Source organism: Vibrio sp. Of14-4, assembly GCF_022347625.1.
Classification (GTDB): Bacteria; Pseudomonadota; Gammaproteobacteria; order Enterobacterales; family Vibrionaceae; genus Vibrio; species Vibrio pristinus.
On record NZ_JAKRGI010000010.1, the window covers coordinates 17,496 to 35,961 of the forward strand.

General features: G+C 39.4%; 14 protein-coding genes. All 14 read right to left on the minus strand.

Going from position 1 to position 18,466, the window contains the following annotated elements; all coding sequences use genetic code 11:
* Positions 1-117 precede the first annotated feature (117 nt).
* Positions 118-1,638, minus strand: a complete 1,521-nt coding sequence (locus tag MHN79_RS11090) for a tripartite tricarboxylate transporter permease (protein WP_239172951.1) — start codon at positions 1,636-1,638, stop codon at positions 118-120.
* Positions 1,639-1,650: 12 nt separating this feature from the next.
* Positions 1,651-2,169: a tripartite tricarboxylate transporter TctB family protein gene (locus tag MHN79_RS11095; RefSeq protein ID WP_239173119.1), complete on the minus strand. Its 519-nt coding sequence runs from the start codon at positions 2,167-2,169 to the stop codon at positions 1,651-1,653.
* Between the two features lie 147 nt (positions 2,170-2,316).
* Positions 2,317-3,276 carry a tripartite tricarboxylate transporter substrate binding protein gene (locus MHN79_RS11100; RefSeq protein ID WP_239173120.1) on the minus strand — a complete coding sequence of 320 codons (960 nt, stop codon included), beginning with the start codon at positions 3,274-3,276 and terminating at the stop codon, positions 2,317-2,319.
* Between the two features lie 472 nt (positions 3,277-3,748).
* Positions 3,749-4,666, minus strand: coding sequence for an omptin family outer membrane protease (locus MHN79_RS11105; protein ID WP_202408486.1), 918 nt, complete (start codon positions 4,664-4,666; stop codon positions 3,749-3,751).
* Positions 4,667-4,995: 329 nt separating this feature from the next.
* The gene (locus MHN79_RS11110) at positions 4,996-5,970 is read right to left on the minus strand and encodes a glycerophosphodiester phosphodiesterase family protein (RefSeq protein ID WP_239172952.1); all 975 of its coding nucleotides are present in this window, start codon (positions 5,968-5,970) and stop codon (positions 4,996-4,998) included.
* Between the two features lie 131 nt (positions 5,971-6,101).
* Positions 6,102-6,833, minus strand: a complete 732-nt coding sequence (locus MHN79_RS11115; protein ID WP_239172953.1) for a protein kinase — start codon at positions 6,831-6,833, stop codon at positions 6,102-6,104.
* A 1-nt stretch (position 6,834) separates the two neighbouring features.
* Complete coding sequence (gene tssM / locus MHN79_RS11120) at positions 6,835-10,218, minus strand: type VI secretion system membrane subunit TssM (protein ID WP_239172954.1); 3,384 nt, start codon at positions 10,216-10,218, stop codon at positions 6,835-6,837.
* A 2-nt stretch (positions 10,219-10,220) separates the two neighbouring features.
* On the minus strand, positions 10,221-11,426 hold the full coding sequence (gene icmH / locus MHN79_RS11125; RefSeq protein ID WP_239172955.1) for a type IVB secretion system protein IcmH/DotU: 1,206 nt from the start codon (positions 11,424-11,426) through the stop codon (positions 10,221-10,223).
* A 5-nt stretch (positions 11,427-11,431) separates the two neighbouring features.
* Positions 11,432-12,763 carry a type VI secretion system baseplate subunit TssK gene (gene tssK / locus MHN79_RS11130; RefSeq protein ID WP_239172956.1) on the minus strand — a complete coding sequence of 444 codons (1,332 nt, stop codon included), beginning with the start codon at positions 12,761-12,763 and terminating at the stop codon, positions 11,432-11,434.
* 20 nt (positions 12,764-12,783) lie between these two features.
* The gene (gene tssJ, locus MHN79_RS11135; protein WP_239172957.1) at positions 12,784-13,266 is read right to left on the minus strand and encodes a type VI secretion system lipoprotein TssJ; all 483 of its coding nucleotides are present in this window, start codon (positions 13,264-13,266) and stop codon (positions 12,784-12,786) included.
* Positions 13,266-14,204, minus strand: a complete 939-nt coding sequence (locus MHN79_RS11140; RefSeq protein ID WP_160927282.1) for a type VI secretion system-associated FHA domain protein — start codon at positions 14,202-14,204, stop codon at positions 13,266-13,268. The genes tssJ and MHN79_RS11140 overlap by 1 nt, the downstream gene beginning before the upstream one ends.
* A gap of 4 nt (positions 14,205-14,208) precedes the next feature.
* Complete coding sequence (locus tag MHN79_RS11145) at positions 14,209-14,919, minus strand: transporter substrate-binding domain-containing protein (protein ID WP_239172958.1); 711 nt, start codon at positions 14,917-14,919, stop codon at positions 14,209-14,211.
* Between the two features lie 8 nt (positions 14,920-14,927).
* Positions 14,928-15,920, minus strand: coding sequence for an ABC transporter substrate binding protein (locus tag MHN79_RS11150; protein WP_239172959.1), 993 nt, complete (start codon positions 15,918-15,920; stop codon positions 14,928-14,930).
* On the minus strand, positions 15,917-18,466 hold the full coding sequence (locus MHN79_RS11155; protein ID WP_239172960.1) for an MFS transporter: 2,550 nt from the start codon (positions 18,464-18,466) through the stop codon (positions 15,917-15,919). Before MHN79_RS11155 ends, MHN79_RS11150 begins: the two co-directional genes overlap by 4 nt.

Genomic DNA, 18,466 nt, shown 5'->3' on the forward strand with positions numbered 1-18,466 from the left:
GTTTGTTTTTTCAGCGTATATGTGAAAGTCTAGTTTTTACTAATTAAATGACAGCGGTTTCCTAACCTAGAAAACCGAGCTGACTCATCAAACCTTCTATATACCTTTCTGTCTGATTTATAGCCTTAGAGTATTAGTAATCCAAGCACTTAAACTTTTAAGTAGAGGGTAGGTAATAACAAGGGCCGCCAAAGTAGTGAAAGTGAGCGTAATTGGGCGCTCCCATAGGAAACTTAATCCTCCATCACTGAGCATTAGCGATCTTCGCAAATTCTCTTCCATTAGGCCACCAAGGATAAACCCCAGCAGCAGGGGGGCTAATGGATAACTCGCTAATCGCAATAAAATGGCGCCGATTGCGATAATTAACATAATAAATACATCAATAGTATTAAATGATACTAGATAGACTCCCGTGATAGAGAAAAATAGTATCATGGGTAATAGTATGGTGCGTGGAACTGAAAGTAGCTTGGATATATAAGGGATCATGGGTAGGTTTAAGACTATCAACACCAAATTGCCCAAGTACATAGAGATAATAACTGACCAAAACACGTCTGGATGATCAACAAACAATCTGGGGCCAGGTTGAATTCCATATGCAAGTAACGCTCCCAGCATTATTGCTGTAGTGCCTGAACCAGGAACTCCAAGGGTTAGTAAAGGGACAAACGATCCACTGGATGCAGCATTATTTGCTGATTCAGGTGCAACCAACCCTCGAATACTTCCTTGACCAAATTCCTGTTTTTTATCCGCGGGAGCCAAGTTGCGTTCCATTCCATAGCTAAGGAATGAAGCAATAGTCGCTCCTGCTCCCGGTAAAACACCTGTGAAAAAGCCGAGTATAGACGAGCGAATAGAGACAGGAGTGACTTCTTTTACTTCTTCAATGGTTATTTTCATACTACCGATATTACTTAATTTGCTTTTTTCCTCATTTTGAGTGTCTTTGGGCATTGGGTTAAGCATACCAATTAATGTCTCACCTAGGGCAAAGGTTGCCATAGCCAGCATTAAAAAACTAAAACCATCCATTAGGTCTGTTAGACCAAAGGTAAAGCGTTCTACTCCCACGCCTTTGTCGACACCTACTGTTGAAAGCATAAGCCCAAGTATAGTCATCATCCAAGCTTTGAGAGTTTGCCCTTTACCAGCAAATGCAGCCACAGCAGATAACCCAAGTAGCATAAGTGCAAAATAATCGGGAGATTGGAAACTGAGAGAAACACTAGCTAGTGCTGGAGCAGCCACTAGCAACATTACAGCCGATAAAGTTCCCCCAGAAAATGAAGAGTAAGCGGCTAGTGCCAGCGCTTTACCAGCTTTACCATTTTGAGCCATAGGGTAGCCATCAAACGCGGTAACGACTGTAGACGAGCAACCGGGAGCATTGATTAGGATAGAAGAGGTTGAGCCGCCAAAAACGGCACCATAATATACGCCAGCCATAAGAATCAAACCTGATGAAGGTTCAAGGCTGTAAGTGATTGGAATCATGAGGGCAATAGCCGATATGGGTCCGAGCCCAGGGATCATACCGACAAAAGTACCAACAAAGCAGCCCATAAAGACCATCAAAATATTCATTGGCATGACTGCTGTGGAAAGTCCTTGTAATATTCCATCTATCATAATGCTATACCTTTACAGCCAATTGGAGAAAACTATGCCCGGTTCTAAATAAATACCTAAGCCTAGTGTTAATAAAAGATAAAAGGCTATTGCAAATGGGAAAGATGCACCAAACAACACCGTTTTTCTCCTTTCGCCAAGCAAATAAAAGCCAATCAGGAGGAATGTACCTGTTGCAAGGGCAAAACCAATGTAAGTAAGTCCAAGTCCGTATAAAACCATCAATACTAAAAATTTAATCAGAAGCTTATAATTGAGTATTTTGGTATTTTCATTGTTAGCATCTGGCTTGGCTGTTACCAGCAGTAGTAATGATAAACCAATCCCTGCAAAAGTTAATAGTGTCGGAAGTGTTCTGGCTGTGAATGGCTCATACTCATCACTTGGAAAGAGAGGTATTTGCGTTGTTTGATAACCGTAGCTAAAACATATAACAAGGAATATTAGGGCACTAACTCGGTCTCTATTTGGTAAGTTATTATTGGCTTGTATCTGCTTGGTATGAAAATATTTCGATGAGGACTTTGGCATGGCTAACTCTCGCAATTTACTATAGGTCAAACCGTACATGAGCGCTCAAATAGCAATGGTACTAAAATTAAACTTGGTTAGTTAAAAGTTTAAAACTTCGCTTCTATGATTGAGACGTTCATGTACGGAAAGTTAAAGGGATTTAGCTTATTTTAGAAAACCGAGTTCACTCATTAATCTCCCTATTTGTCTTTCCTGACCTTCAAGAAAGGCATAAAAGTCTTTATCTGCTTTATAGTTATCCATCCATCCATTTCGATTTTTAACTACTTGCCATTCTTCAGTTTTATACATTCTTTTCAGTGCATGATTCCACTTATCTACTTGTTCTTGATTGATTCCCGGAGCTGCAAAAAAACCTCTCCAGTTGGCAAAAACGGTGTTGTTGCCATATTCAGTTAGAGTTGGGATATCGGGAGCCACATCAATACGCTTTTGAGCTGTGATTGCGAGAATTTTTAACTGACCGGATTTAGCTTTCTCAAGAATCTCTCCGAGACCTGTAGATAAGAGTTGCGTTTCTCCTGACAATAGAGCGGCGGTTGCTTTAGCGCCTGCATCATAAGATATATATTTTACTTTTCGCGGGTTAAATCCTTCGTTTTTAAAGGCTGCTGCGATGACTAAATGATCCATGCTTCCTCGTGCAGAGCCGCCGGCGATTTTGATTTTGCTAGGGTTGCTATGAAAGTCTTTCACAACATCAGGCCAGCTTGTATATTGTGAATCTGTAGAAGTAGCTATGGCACCATAATCAGCAATAGTTGCCGCAACAGGAGTTAAATCTCGAAAAGATTGAGGGAATATTCCATTGAGTGCACGGACAACAATCGGAGTAGAGCTTACCATTAAAGTGTTTGGTTGGCGTTCTGCTGTCTCAATTAGGTGTGAAATAGCTTTACCACCGCCACCACCAGATAAGTTTTGAAAAGATACTTGGTCAACAAGCTCTTCTTTGACTAGCACGTCGCCAATACCTCTTGCTGTCATATCCCAGCCACCACCTGCTCCACCAGGTATTAGAAAATGTAACTTTTCAATTTCTTCTGACGCGATAGATTGACTTGCTAAGGGAGCTGCGATGAACACACACACAAGGTGTCGCATAAAACTTTTAAACATAGTTTATATTCCTTATGTTCTATTTAAACCTAACTTGAGCAACCTTTTCACATGTGTGGTGTTAGCCTGCTCATCACTATTAGTGATGCAACAATACTCATATGTTATTTGTTCGTCAATGATATGTTTTAAAACTGAAAGTTAGTGAGGTTAAAATTTATGTTTGGCAGGGTAGTAACTGTCTGTTTTTCAATTAGCTTATTAGAAAGCGAATCTAATTTTGAGGCTTACGAAGTTTAAGAGTTACTGGTTAGACGGCTTATCAAAGTTATTACATTCTTAGAACTTGTGAGCTACTTATGATTTAGGAAAGCGGCTTAGGTTATCTATATTTGAGTGAAAATACTTCATATTAACTAATTTCTTTAATTTTCTTTAGTCTCTATGTAGTATGCTCTATGATAAAACATGGCTACCAAGCATACTACATAACTTATTGCTCTCTTAGTCTTTTTTATTAAAAACTATACTTTAAACCAATGGAGACTAGTGAATTTTTATTGTCAAGGCCTGCAGAGTTATCAAAACTATCGACCTCACCAGTTGCGTTATCAATCATGGTTGTGTTTGCTTTAGCTTCGTCATAAATTGTGTATGCGTATTCTGCATATAATTTAACGTTAGGGGTAAAGTTATAGCCATAATTAAGAGTCAATGAAACAAAGTCCGAGTTACCATTACTTTGCTCATAAAACGTTAGATCTCTTGCATTATGGTTGTCTCTATCTTTGGCATTAACCCAAGGGCTCCACTTAACTTGAGCACCAAAATCAGACTTATTGATACTGTATTCGCCTGCTAAGCCAAGGTAAAATACTTTGAATTCTTGCTTATAGTCTATACCCACTGAATTATCGGGGAATGACCCAACATCAGCACCATTGTTATACCAATAGGTACCTCCAATGCCATCCCATTTGAACTGAGTGTACTGGTATCCAGCTAACGCACCAACCTTGTAATTACTTTCGCTTAACAGCCAATAAGTGGCGTTAAGATCCACTTCATAAGCATTTCTCAATTTGGTATCAGGACTGATGGATATATCCGTTGGTGAAGATTGATTGGGATCTTCCCAGTCGCGATCTTCCATATGAGCGTCACCATTATCACTCATAACAGACCAAAAACCGCCTTTAATGGTCCACTTTTCATTGATATCCCAAGTAGCACCGAGTTTAATGATTGGAACATTTTCAATCTTCCAATCAAGCTGGCTTAATTTCTGTCCATCGTCGTAAACTAACTCGGTTGATGAACCGTTCAATAGGCCGATTGCGCCTTCTAGCTTTATGTCGTTAGTTTTATTTGCTGCCATAGCCTCAGGTGCTAGGACAAGCGGAATAAGTATTAAGGGTAAATTTTTTATGGTCATTTAGATGACTCCGGTAGTTTCTATTTAAATTGCCAATAAAACCAAATATCTAAATTGAGATATTGATATGAGACTCACACGGGATTGTAAGAATCAGTTGGCTTAAAAAATATCCGGTGTTTACCTTAGTTTTATTAAGTTAGGTTTCTTTTATAAATTGTCGTCTGCTAAATTAGGAACCATCCACCTTTCGATGGAGTATCGTCCTTATACAATATGTGAATTGCTGGTGAGGCATTTTGCTATATGTCGAGAGGTTTGTCTTGATAGTTAGCAAACCCCTCTTTATTGTTAAAGTTATTTATTTCTGATGATATAACGTAGCGAAGTTAAGACCCTTCACATATATCGAGTTTTTGAGTGCTGCTTTCGTAGCATTGAGCTGCCTTTGGTGAATCAACCATGATAGCATAAACTCCGAGTGATTTAGCATACTGGTAATCTTCTAGGCTGTTAACGCCAATAAGCACAATGTTATTATTGGTATTGTCAAAGCATGATAAGTCGTCTTTTGACCATCTGAAAGTTGCTTTGGTTCGACCTTCTCCGAGCATAAAGTGTTCTACAACTTCTACATTACGTGTTAATTCAAAAGCGTGCCAACCGGACTGGCCACTGGTGGCTTTACATTGATTAGAAAGTTTACTGCCAAATAAAACATCTCTTGTTTCAGCTCGGCTTTTAAACACATTGAGAGATGAATGACTTTTGGCTGCGTTTATGTATGTTTCTGACGTAGAGTAAATTCTTGTTCTATCAATTGAGTCTGTCTGTTCAATAACATCGGCAACATTCCTTATATACTCTTTGGCCTCAGCATCGGGAGACTTTAAATCGATAAAAAACTCTGTATGTGGGAATTTAACTAAAACATCCTTTAACGTTGGTATCTTATATAAGTTTCTGGTATTCGACGTTTTACCTTTGAAGAAGCTGTAACTCGCATCTAAAGAGGCCAACTCTTTGGCTGTCATTGCTGACACTTTTGTTGATTTTGTTAAATTTGTGAGTGCTGACAGGTCACTTGGCCTATACAATACCGGAATACCATCTTTAGATAATTGAACTGTTATCCAAATTATATGAGCGCCTCTCTGTATTGATGATTCTATAGTCGGAATCGTATTCTCTGGACCATCGGCGGTTCCTCCTCGGTGAGCAATAATGAGTGGATTGCGATTTTTGATTTTGTCATTGCTATTATACGGTGATATGGGATAGGTTTCGTTAGCTAAGGTTTCTGAGAAGGCAACCCCTAAATGGTTAAACATCAGCACAAATAATAAAATTTTAAACTTTTTCATATATAACTCTGTGAATTTAAAAACGGCCTGTATGGCAATTAGCGAGCCACAAGCCCAAAAAGGCCCGCTCCTACTAGAGTAAACTACGAATGCTGGATTTTTTATCAGGTGTTGACCTGAGTTGAAAGATATTAGTGAGTAGACCGTTTAGCCAGTTTGATTTGTTTAGAAATCAAAATCTGATAGCGGCTAAAGAGTGCTTCAAGTTCAGGCACATCATTGCTTTTAACAAACTCTAGCAAGGATAAGTCTTCGAATGGATGTTTCTTCCAAATGGTTTGTAGTGATACTGCTAGTGAAAAATAGTCATGTTGAGGGGATGCTTGTCCAGTTCGAAGGAAGGGGGTTAAATGGCAGAATTTAGGAGTTAAAGACGGCACATTATGCTCTCTATAGTTAGAGCCGATCGGGACTATACCGCCTAAATCAATCAGTTTGACTTCGTGAGATAAAGTCACAATAAGATTGGAAGGCTTGATATCTCCATGTATGTAGCCTTTGCTATGGAGAGTATGCAGAGCTTGTTCCGCGCTTTTGGTAACTTTTTGCCTTTCCACAATGTTAAAGTTACGCATGTTGCCACATAAGGTGTCAAAAAACTCTATTATCAGCCAGTCCATCCCCATAGTGGAACCGTAGTCTATGTATTTAGGCCAACAGAGTTCATTATGATTGTGGAGAAATACAGCCTCGGTGTTGAGTTGTTGCTTGGTTGTGACCGTGAAAGCAAACTTAACTATGCACGAACCATAAAATGGATGAATGGCTATATATGTTTGCTGTCTCAGTAAAGAATACTGGGATATCCCCAGTACTCTAAATACTGTCGCTATTTTATCGCCTAACTGATTCTGTTCCTTCATTCTAAATGCTCGATGGTAATGAAAAAGCAGAGAAAAAATTGGGTACAAATGGGTTGTTTTGACCTTGTGTTTTAATGCTTAACTGAACTTGGCTATTACCATATTTAATCGCCACTTCTGTTTCTTGTGATGTCGCTGAAGCAACCCTTGGCTGAATAAATTTAAACCATGCCCAGTTACCTTTATAACTCTCAGAAGCAATGCTACTTTGTTGGGCTTTTATCTGAAACCCAACAGAGTCTTGTTCTATGGCCGCCGCACTCCAGCTTTGTTTGGTCCAAAGGCGGGGACCATGCTGGTATACGAAGAGGGGCTTTTCGCCTTGAATAATAAATTCGGTGACGTCAGAGCTCATTTCTTTAGCCCTTAACTGAAATTGGAGTGACATGTTTTGTGGGTCGGCCAAAAAAAGAGCATTGCGAATGTCACGTGCCTTCGAAATCATTTGCCAAACTGAAGGGTCCAAAGCAAATCCTGTGTTTGGTAGTAAACCGTAGAGGTAAGGAGAGCGCTGTTCTGTAGAGAAATTTTTCAATTTCGACTGGTAATATTGTTCTAGGGTTCCATCAGATTTAAAAAAAGCGGCAACATCGGCGGTACTTGCATCTGAACTGGCTGTCTTATTAAACGGATAATAGCCAGCAATCGTTGTTTTATATGGCTGATAAACCTCGGAGCGCCAGGTGTTATTTAAATAATCATGTGCAAGGCTCATCACTAACTCATTTGATTGCCGTGTTAATTGAGTCAAAATTTGTTTGGATATTGATGGTTGAGCAGCTTCTTGTTGAGCCAAAACAGATATAGGGTTACTGGTTTTTATGGATGCGGTAAGCGCATGATAGGCGACTTTTTGTGGATCTTCGGCTTGGTAGAATTTATCTAGCCAAGTTTCCGCCTGAGTAACTTTACCCAATAATGAGTCAATGGGTTTATTCCCTTGTTCATCAGTAGTGACTTGATTGTGGAACTTCTCAAAGGCTAGCTGAATTTGCCTTGCGGATTCCTTTTTATCCATATCCTGTTGTCGTGGCTGGGTGTCGTTATCTTTCGCCGGATCTTTTGGTAACTCAACGGACGTGTATTTACTTACCGTGTTATAAAGCATAGCAAGAGGATTGTTTGACGCATTGGTTAGCAATGCCATTGTTCGTTTAAGATCATCAGCGTTGCTAACATTAGCAACTTGAATTTGAGAGATAAAATCACGCCAATAATTAATGTAATCATTTTGATATCTCTGCTTCAAATCTCGACTAATACGATACATTTCTGACGCACTAGGTGAGGCTCCTGCCACACCCTCATACGCTCTTAGGGCTTCTTTTAAAATTGGTGAATTTATTGATAAATCGAGTTCATTAAACCCCGATGGTGTATACAAATACGGAACCATATAACCAGCATAGTTCGGAGAAAACGACATCAGTTTTCGGAAGTTATTTCCTAGTTCATGGCGTATGTCTATTCGGCTTGAGTAGGTCTCTGAATTAAGAATATGTTGATATAGTAGCGTTTCAACTCCGGTTTGGCTGATGACTCTCTTAGCTAATTGTTCAAGCCCTAAATTGGCCTTGATAGGAACCAGCCCTTTTTCAAATACATCATCAAGCAATACTTCGAGTTGCGCAATATTGACACTATCTGCTTCACCTTGCTCCTCCAACGTTGTGATGAAGTACCGTTTTAGTGCACCAATGTTGCTACGGTCAACATTGAACAACAATCGATAATTGTTAAGCAATGATAATGTCTTGGCTTGATCTTCCAAATTAACATAAACAAATAAATCTTTTTCAAGAGTGTTTTCCATTGAAGGAATAAGCACTCGTTGTAATTCATCAAAATAGGCTGCTTCAACGTCACTGACGATACTTGATGTTGGCATGAATGAAAAACTGTACCAAGGCCTTGGCTCCCGATACAGAGCATAAATTCGATTGAGAGAATATAGGTTAGGAATATTATCCGCCATATTTTCTATATTGTATGGTTGGGCCGATATGGCTTCTTTGTAACGCTCTAACATAGTGTCGGCTTCTGCTTCTAGTTTACTTTGGTAGTCAAAGTCGATCTTTATGTCGATGAGCACAAACGCAAATAAACTTAGCCAGAATAGGGTATAAGCCACTTGCATCGTTAATAATAAATTTTCTTTGCGTCGATTAACCCCGACTAACTCATGTTCATTTAAAATGGTGTGAGTCATTAAATATTGAGCAAAAAGGGTTTGTTGTACAGGGATTTGCTGGTGCTGCTGAAATTGCTCGTATCCCAACGTTTGATTAACCATATTGGCCAATACATCATGTTGCTTTTGGATCTGGCCGCTATGGGTAAAATAGAACCCACGAAAGTTAAGCCCATCATGTAATTGCTCACCACGATACAAACGATAGAGGAATTCCCATAAACTCTCTTTAAGTAATGCGAATTGATAGGGCGCGGCGCAAATTGCATTGCGATAATCTTGATTGAGTTGTGAGGCTAATGCATTACTCATATTAGAGAGCAGTTGTGTAATGAGGTTATCGTATTCAGTGTTATACCAATCTGCATCTATTCCACCGTGTTTCATTATTGGAGAAGTGACTCCAAATACATCGTTTCTTTTGGTTTCATCAAATGCAGAGAAAAACTGACAAAAATCATTGATCTGACCCATTTGAGTTATGATGTTGTAAACAGGTAGGTTAAGGCCAAAAATATGGTTGAAGCTTTTTATCTGTGATTTGATCTTGTCAGCTTTTTGGGTGACGGTTTCGGTTGACTTCAATAGTTCTTTGACATCGGTTGTCAGTATAATGCCATTGATTGCCTGACGAGAGCGCCATTTGTTTAGGTTTTGACAAAGCGTTTTTACATAGTCTGGATGTTGCTCATCTCCTAGGCTAATAGAGATCAATATAGAGTGTTCACTTAACCAAAATAAAATTGGAAACTCTATATCATTGCCAAAATCGTCTACTTTGTAAGCTTCATAGCCCATTTGTGTAATGATGCTTTTATCTTTAATTGGGTCGTCGCTCAGAAGTACATAAAAAGGTAGATCGTATCGACTAGATAAGCGTTTTTTTCGTTTTTGTATGTTAAGCATCGCTTTGAAATGTTTGGTGAGTAGTTTGCAACGCTTATTGATGAGAAGCTTGTCTTGATTGGGTGTTTGAGGCTGTATGCGCCTTTTCGATAGTAACCAGAAGCAAAGTGAGCCGAGAATTAAAGCCACCAATAACGTTAATGATAGGCCTGCTATCGTATGTATTGGGTAGGCGTATTTCCACGTTAACAATCCACCTAATACAAAAATAGCTATTACCAAAACGAATGTCCAAACTACTGTGCTTAGCCTGTTAGTTTGTGGTTGAGATGAATTTTGTTCTGCCATTACTAAGGAGCCTCTGAAGTGTTCTTAGTGTTATTTCTTGTGGTTTTACTCTGCACAACGATTGCTTTAATGGAGTCTTTTTCTAGATACCAGCTTTTTATTTGTTCTGCTTGCTTGGGAGAAGTACTTCGAACAATGACACGATAGTAAGAGCGAACTTTCTCTACAGTGGGTGAGTAGGCTGATGGTGACAAACTTCTGATGAATGAATCTGCATTTCGTTGTGAAGAAAAGGTTGCTAACTGCACTAACCAGCCAGATTTACTTGTTTTCAAGCTTGGTGGCGGAACTGTATCCACCATCTCCACTTTACTTGCTTTTTGTGGAGGAGAAACTAAATCTTCATCTTGGCTGATAAACACAATATCTTTCACCTCTCCGGATAGAATATAACGATCACTAAAAGTGGGTAGTGTGGTAAAGTCACGTGACCTTGGAGGTAGTGTTTCTTTGTACCAAAAGTGTGTGAGGCCAATACTTAACGTTATTAATGTCCCGAAAAATAGTGTGGTTAGCAAATAGCGTTTACGCCTTGTCGGTTTGCGAGTTTTGGGCTGCTTTACTCGTGTTCTACAATGAATATTATTACTCGGTCTATACTGAGTAATAGCTTGTTCAAGTTGATGAATGAATCCTTTTATCTGCTCGCTACCTGTTTCTCGATATTGGCCTTTAAAGCCAATGTTCAAGAAAATATAAATTATTTCCAGTAAATCAATAAGCTTATGGGGTTGTCGAATGGCTTTTTCCGCGACGGTAAAAAAGAGTTCACCGCCATTGCGCATACCGAAGAGCTCACTAAGTAAGGTTTTATTTTCCCAACAACGTTTCTCTCCCCACTCACTGTATATAATGAGTTCGTCTAACACGACGGCATATAAAAAGCACAACTTATCTATGACCGCTACTGGATAGGTAAGCTCTGAGCCTTTGGCTTTAATCTCGTTAATATTGTTAGCAAGTTGATGTCTCAGAGTCGTCACGTCTTGCGGTTCAGGAAGCGTTGAGACTTTAAGAGTGATCGCCAACAGTTCGCTACTAATGTTGAGAAGCTGATTTTCTGCTTTATTGAAATGATCGAGCAAGCCATGCTTATTTTGTGAGGCATTAACAGGTGTCCATTGCGAAGCACTGTCGTCACTACTTTTTTCTGAGAATTCTGATTTTTCTGCATTCCATACTAGCGTTTCTTCGTCTAAGTAATCCATTATTGTTACCTCAACGCATATAGCATAACATCTAATTCGTTAATGCGAGTATCAACATGCAAAGCAATAGCATCCCGATTTTCCAGCATTTCCAGCCACATTCTATCCGATGTGTCTACCTCGAAATAGGCGACGCCTTGCATCGGTTTTAATTCACTCGGAGCCACAGGTAATGGCGAAAGAGCTATGCCTGAAAGGCTATTCCGGACAAGCTCGACAATTCTCGCATTGTTTCCAAGTTTGGCCGCGACTGGGAAGAGCTCATTGAGTTCTGCGCTACTTATGTTAGATTTTACTGCCAATACAAATCGACGATTTGCGACGCTCGCTGTGTCTTTAATTAATGTTCGCAGTAAGCGACGTCTTTCAAACAAAGACGAGTCCCAACTGAATTCAACAACAGAATCTTGCTGTACCATAGTCAACATATTCCTGAGGTTGGAAAAAAGTGGATTGAAGCTTTCATACAGCTTTTGATATTGGAGGCTAGCGCAAGACTCAGGTATGGCTGGTGTTAAGGCCATTATTTGAGCCTCAAATTTTCTGAGTTCCAAGTAGAGTTCGTGAGTTTGATATTTGGGGTTATTAATGGTCAGTTCAAACCAGGGAAGCCAAGTGTTTAACGTCTGTAGCCATAAGTAATCTTGCATCATGGATTGAGGGCTTTTTTGTCCTTGTCCTGCCTCAATTCGCTTGAGAAGGCTATTTGCTCGGTTGGCAGAAAGCGCATGAATTTCCTTCATTCTTTCGGCTAACAGTATAGATGCACCATAATGAAGACACGCAGGGATAAAAGAACGATCAAGGACCACCTCTCCTGACTCAATACTTTCCAAGACTTTGCTGATGGGGATTAAAGTGAAACCAGAGGTATCTTCTCCTTCAAGCTTAATTGAGACATTTAGTTGAGCAACGTCAATCTCAACACTGGCATTTTCTGATGTTGAAGTGTCAAATACATTGATAGATTGTGTGACGTATCTGCTTTGCTCGGACTCATCACTGCCATAATCGTTATTGCCTTGTAAAGATATTGGCAGTGCTAAATATGCAATGGTTTCTATTGTTCCTTGTGGAATATCCCTAGCAATTTCCTCTTTTAACTCAAATTGGGTGCCATCTGGAAATATTCCAGCGGCGGAAGACACAGAGAGCTTACCAATTTTGAGTAAGCTATGATTAATGGTTAGCTCAGTCACGCCATAAAAAGGAGAAAAACCAGCCAATGTTTCGATATTTTGACGGATATAGTTTTGAACATAACGATCTTGTTGCTGAAAATGCTGTGGGGCAATAAACATGCCTTCTTGCCATACCACTTTTTTGAATGCGTCCACGTATTTCCCCTCAAATATGATTAAAACAATTTCCACCAAGGTGAATCTGGTGTAATAACGATTAACTCGGCTTTATCGCCCGAAATACTTAATTGCAGGTATCCATCAGAGCTTGTGGGTAGTGGAGAGACTGCTTTAGGCTGGCTATGTTGATAGTCGATAAACTCAACCAATATTGCTACATACTGAGTTTGGCTGTTGATATCTAAAGTGAGCTTTGTATCGCTATCGGGTATAACCACAGGCAATATCTGTTTGGATATTAAGTTGGCACTAAGTAATTGAGCATCATTACTATATAAGTCAATAAATGGTTGCTGCTTAAACATCTGAGCATCAGTCAGTTGATATAATCTTACCACTACAGGATTTGAAGTATTTGACTCTGAAGGGTTAGATGATTTGTCTGACTTTATCGCTAACGAGTATTGTGTAACGACAGGCGTAGGATCGGATGAACATCCAAGCATAAATAAAGCCCATACCAAACTCCACTTAGCCATTATTTTTCCTCTCTATTTTTTTGCATATTTTCCATGAAGAGGGCTTTGAACTGACGTCTAAAGTCTCCATTATCTTGACGATGCTGAAAGTGTTTGCGATAGATCCTCCAATACTTCTTTTGTTTACTGGTAAAAATCCCGCCTGAAATATAGTCGTCAAACTGTTTTTCTAATTGGTTTGGTGAAAAATCATTTAAGAACTGGTCAACGGTTTGATCGAGCGCTTTAAACAGTAGTTCATGGTGAAGAGTCGGGTTAGCTAAGTATTTTTGGTTCTTCTCTGTGATTGATAGTATTTTCTCTAACGATGTTTCTATTGGAGAGTCGTCTTTGGTACTTGCTGGTAACAACTCAGGATCGCTGGTTTGATGAACCTGAGTTGAGTTGGGTTCGTCTTTCTCAATATGTTGGGATATAAGAACATCTTCCAGATCTTCAAAAGGATCCGCTGCAAATGGGTCGTCTGTAAGAACGCCTTCTTGTGTAAAGTTTCCTTTTTTTTCATTCGATACAGAAGGAGTTGTCTCGTCAAGAAAATCAGTGTCATCATTATCTATCTGTAATGAAAAAGGCTCTGAAAACATGGTGCTATCATCATCTTGTTCTTGGGGTGGTTTGGTTGACACCAAAGTAGAAACCAACATGGTATAGCTTTCAACTTTAAGTATATCCCCATCATTAAGTGGGTAGTCTTTATCTCTTACCATGGCTTTGTCATTAAGAGAGGCCGCATTTTGACCGGTACTTTTTACACTGTATCCCGCTTCTGTACGCCGAATGCTGCCGTGAACTCTGGATATGCGCTTGCTTTGATCGGGCAGGGCGATATCGCATGATGCTGAGCGGCCAAACTCTCCTCCAGCTTCAGGTAAATATATGACTCTGGAAGTGACCACCTCATCAGAGGGTACAGAGATCAAATGAATACTAATCGTCACTTGTTTACCCCTCACATTTTAAAATTGCTGAATTAAAGGCTGGTAAAAAACCAGTATACTTTTTAAGGAAATGATTGGAAAAGTAGACTCCCATAGGCTTGGAATCTTTAAGTTTGGACTGAAAGAAGTTAGCAGGGAGTGCCGCATTCTCTAATTCTCGCTGAAATACCTTCTCGTCTTCCAGAACAACATCAATTTCTCTTTGCTTTAGGAGTTTTAATAGAATTTTTGCATCTCTTGGCTGTTTAACAACTCTGAAGCCGTTACGTTTTAGCCAAAACCATTTACTTGACCCAAACTTTGCTGAAAAATTGAGGTTGACCTTAGTTAGTTCGTTGATGTTTGGCTTAACCCCAGGGCCGAAATACCAACGTAATTCTTGCTGGGCAATGGCTGTGGAAAGGGTGGCATATTCGTCTCTCTCTGCCGTTTGTGTCGCGACAAAAAATCCGTGTTGTAAGCCGCTTTGTACTCTTAACTGGGCATCTGACCATGCCGTCATCGTAATTTGGTAAGGCTGTCCCATTTTATTGAGTGCGCATTTTACTTTATCGATTGCCAAGCCTCGCATCTCCTCATCTACGTAATCTTGATATGGGGGCCAATTTTGAGTAGTAAGTTGAAGTCGAGCCGGACCAAATACTGGCTGAGCATACACCGAAGCGATATTCATAATGCAGAAGAAAGACAGGATGACGAAAGTAAAATACTTCATGATAGTTATCATTCAGTTCCTCCAATTAATTCGGAAATTTTAAGGATAGAAACAGGAGGGTAATAGTCTAAAGCTCGGGCGGCACCAATGTTCACTATGTATGAATACTGGGTCAAAGACTCAATAGGGATCTCGCTAACAGGAAACTGCCTTGTAAGAATTTGTTCTGCTTTATAACCAGCAAACTGTCCTGCGTTATAGTAGCGGCTTACAATCCCAAACAGTGCGTCGTTGTTACGTATTGGTGATTCTGTAGCAGAAAATGTAGCAATGCCATGCATATGTAAATTATCGACGATATTTTGGCCTTTACTAATGATGTATGAATCTGGTGGTAGATAGGCTAACTGAACCCCATCTTCTTGCATCAAGTCAACAACTTTGTCTATTGAGCCTGTGTCTGGCTTATCGTTTATTGTTCTCAAAGGATAAAGAAAAACGTCTTTTTTGAACTCAGAAGAGAGAGCCTGAATATTTCTTGCTGTTACCACTGAATTATTCTCAAGAGGATTAAAAATAATGCCGATTGTATCAAGTCCATCTAGTTGGCTAATCGCTTTTAGCTGAACATTGTGGGGTACGATATGGCTTACACCTGTAAAGTTACGATGTTGAGCTTGAAGTGAACTTACTATCTTTGAACCGACTGGGTCTGTAACTATGCTGAATACGACAGGAGTGTCACTCTCTTTCCTAAACGAACTGGGGTAACTTTCAGTTCCGAGTAAGCCAAGTGTTATTGTTGTTCCGAAAGTATAAATTAAGTCTGGGTTTAACCTATCTACACTTTTTAAGTGGTTTGCTAGTAATTCTTTATCTCGTTTAGCATCCAGAATAGTATAGTGTGCCGAAATCTTACCAGACAGGTAATCCATAAACCCTCTTTCGGCCTCAGTGATACCTCTCCAAAGGACCATGACAATATGTTTATCTCCTTCAGACGGCTTTACTGATGCTTCAAATGGCAGGATCGCCAGTATAGCGAGAAGCCAAACTCTCATTTCACTACCTCCATTTGTCTTTTGTCTCGGCGAACAAATATGCTGTACAAGCTTAGAAAGCATAAAGAACTTATCAGTAACACAACACCAAAAAGCATAATGGTGGTCTCGAAACTAACGATGCTCAAACATAGTCCGGCAATTAGGGGACCTGATATGTTTCCGATTCGCTCAATCAAACGGAATATCCCTATGGTTTTACCTTTATCTAAATTTGACTCGCCTAAACATTCAATCACAAGGGGTACTTGAGGTGAAACACCAATACCGTGAGCGATACCGACTATTACAACGATAAAAAGTAATCCCAGAGTGCCAGGCAAAGCGGTAATATTGATCAATGCCACAGCAGATAAAATTCCTCCAGCAAAGATGAAAGTCATTTTATGATTCCATTTGTCTATTAAAATTGCCGAAAGTGGAGCAATAAGCACGATGGCTAAACCATAAGTCATCATGATACGTCCTGATACCGCATTGCTCTCACCTAGAGACTGCAGGTAAACAGGGCAAATGTAATAAAGGAAGCCAGTTAAAATAATCTTAGCAGGAATGGCGCTAAAGAAAGCGATAAGTGTAAAATACTTGTTTTTTAGCAGTACTTTAAAGTCAGAGAGTTTGACTGGTTGACTGGTTATGTTTGTATTGCTGCGATCAAATACGCTAAAAATTATTACAACTCCAATCAAAGCTAATACCGAAGATAAAGCAAATGTTGTCGTATAACCGAGTTTGTCCGCTAGAATGCCTCCAATTGCTGCCCCGCAAAGTGAACCAGAGAAAAATGCAGAGAAAAAAGTCGACATTCCTTTCGTTCTGTTTTCAGAGGTGGTTGTGTCAGTGATGTATCCTTGAGCAGATATAAAAACTACACCATACCCCAAAGCTGTTATCGCCCTAGTCAACAATAGAACTTCTAAGTTTGGGCTTGCTGATGTTGCTATAAGTCCTACTGAAATAACACTGCCACCGGCAACAAGTGATTTTCTTCTGCCAACTTTGTCTGACCAGTATCCTGCAAAAGGTAGGGATAATGCCCAACAAGCCATAAACAATGAAATAGAAATGCCAGTGACTAAATTTTGTGGTATCAAATTGAAACTACTTGGGATATTACTGACAAAATTAGGGAAAAAAGCCAGGGACATGGCCTCGGCAAAAATTAATATAAACAGTGGCAGTCTAACAAAGCGATAGTCTTGGATGTTTTTATTTGGAAATACTTTGTCATCAAATGTTCTTTGAACCAGTTGATTAAGTTTATCTATCAAGATGCCAAGCTCGTCTCTCGACTGAACCTGTACAAGGTGAGGGTCTTGTTGGTTTTCATCTATTGTGACTAGCTGCTTTATCTGTTTCCAGGGTTTAATTATCATAGCGTTGCAAACAAATAATATGATTTCGATAACAAATAGGCTTGAGGCAATCAGTACCGTCAACATATCCATAAGGCTGTCTTTAATCAGCTGTGGGATGATATTTATATCTGCCATCATTTGGAGCTGGATTATGCCAGTCTCATCAATAGGGATGGATAGTAAACTTGCATCTTTGTAATTAGGGAAAACCTCCGGATATTGGTATATCGAGTCTTTATTTTTTTCTATGCGGATGGACAAAAGTTCGGGATGATGGACGATATAGGAGGCAAATTCTTGCTCTAACCCTGTTAATTTATCCAGCGGTACGCCCTCTTCAACTAGGCGACTGATCATAGTAGACAGAGTATCTCCGATTAGATTTGATTTCTGCTCTAATTGCTCTTGGTAAATACTAGAAAAAGTGGTGAGTGAATGATGTGAACTGCCAATATTTGAAGCGATAGTTAAAAAGATAGCCAAAATAATGACCAATATTGGAAAGTACTTAGCACGCATCCGTTCCCAATTAGAATGAGCCTTATTAACGATAATGAGTTCTTTGATGGAATGGAGGGCTTGCCTATCAGGTAGCTCTCTATTATTGGTTAAATCAGTGGCCGATTGAATTTTGTTTAGAAGGAAATCCAGCAAAAGGTTAACAATTAAATAGCCTAAAACCGAGGCAACTAAGACCCATAGCAATGTGTAAATAATTTGTTGTGTCAGTAGACCTTGTTTAATTTTTTCTAGGTATAGAGGAGAATAATAAAGCCTAAGCTCTCCCTGTTTCACATTAAAAGTATTAATAATATCAGTTTTGATTAGCCGGTCGGTGCCAAACTTAGCGACTCCTGTTGTAAACAATACTTCATCATCATTGTTAACTACCTGAATTTTATTTATTCCGTCAACGAGTTCCGAGCGTCTTTCAATGAGAGATTGAATATTTGAAATTGAAGCTAAAGGCAAACCAAGACTTATTGCCTGTCGGATATCACTGTCTGTTTCGTCTACTACAACTTGATAGGTAGAATCGCTTGTTTGAGTTAGTCTCTTGTCAAAGTTTAGATAATTGAGCGTTGTGTTTAGTCCATTAGAGAACAGCAAGATAGCAACAATAGCTAAGATCAGTTTAGACCTCAGTGACAACAACCCCTTTGAATTATCTTTATTGTAAGTATCCAT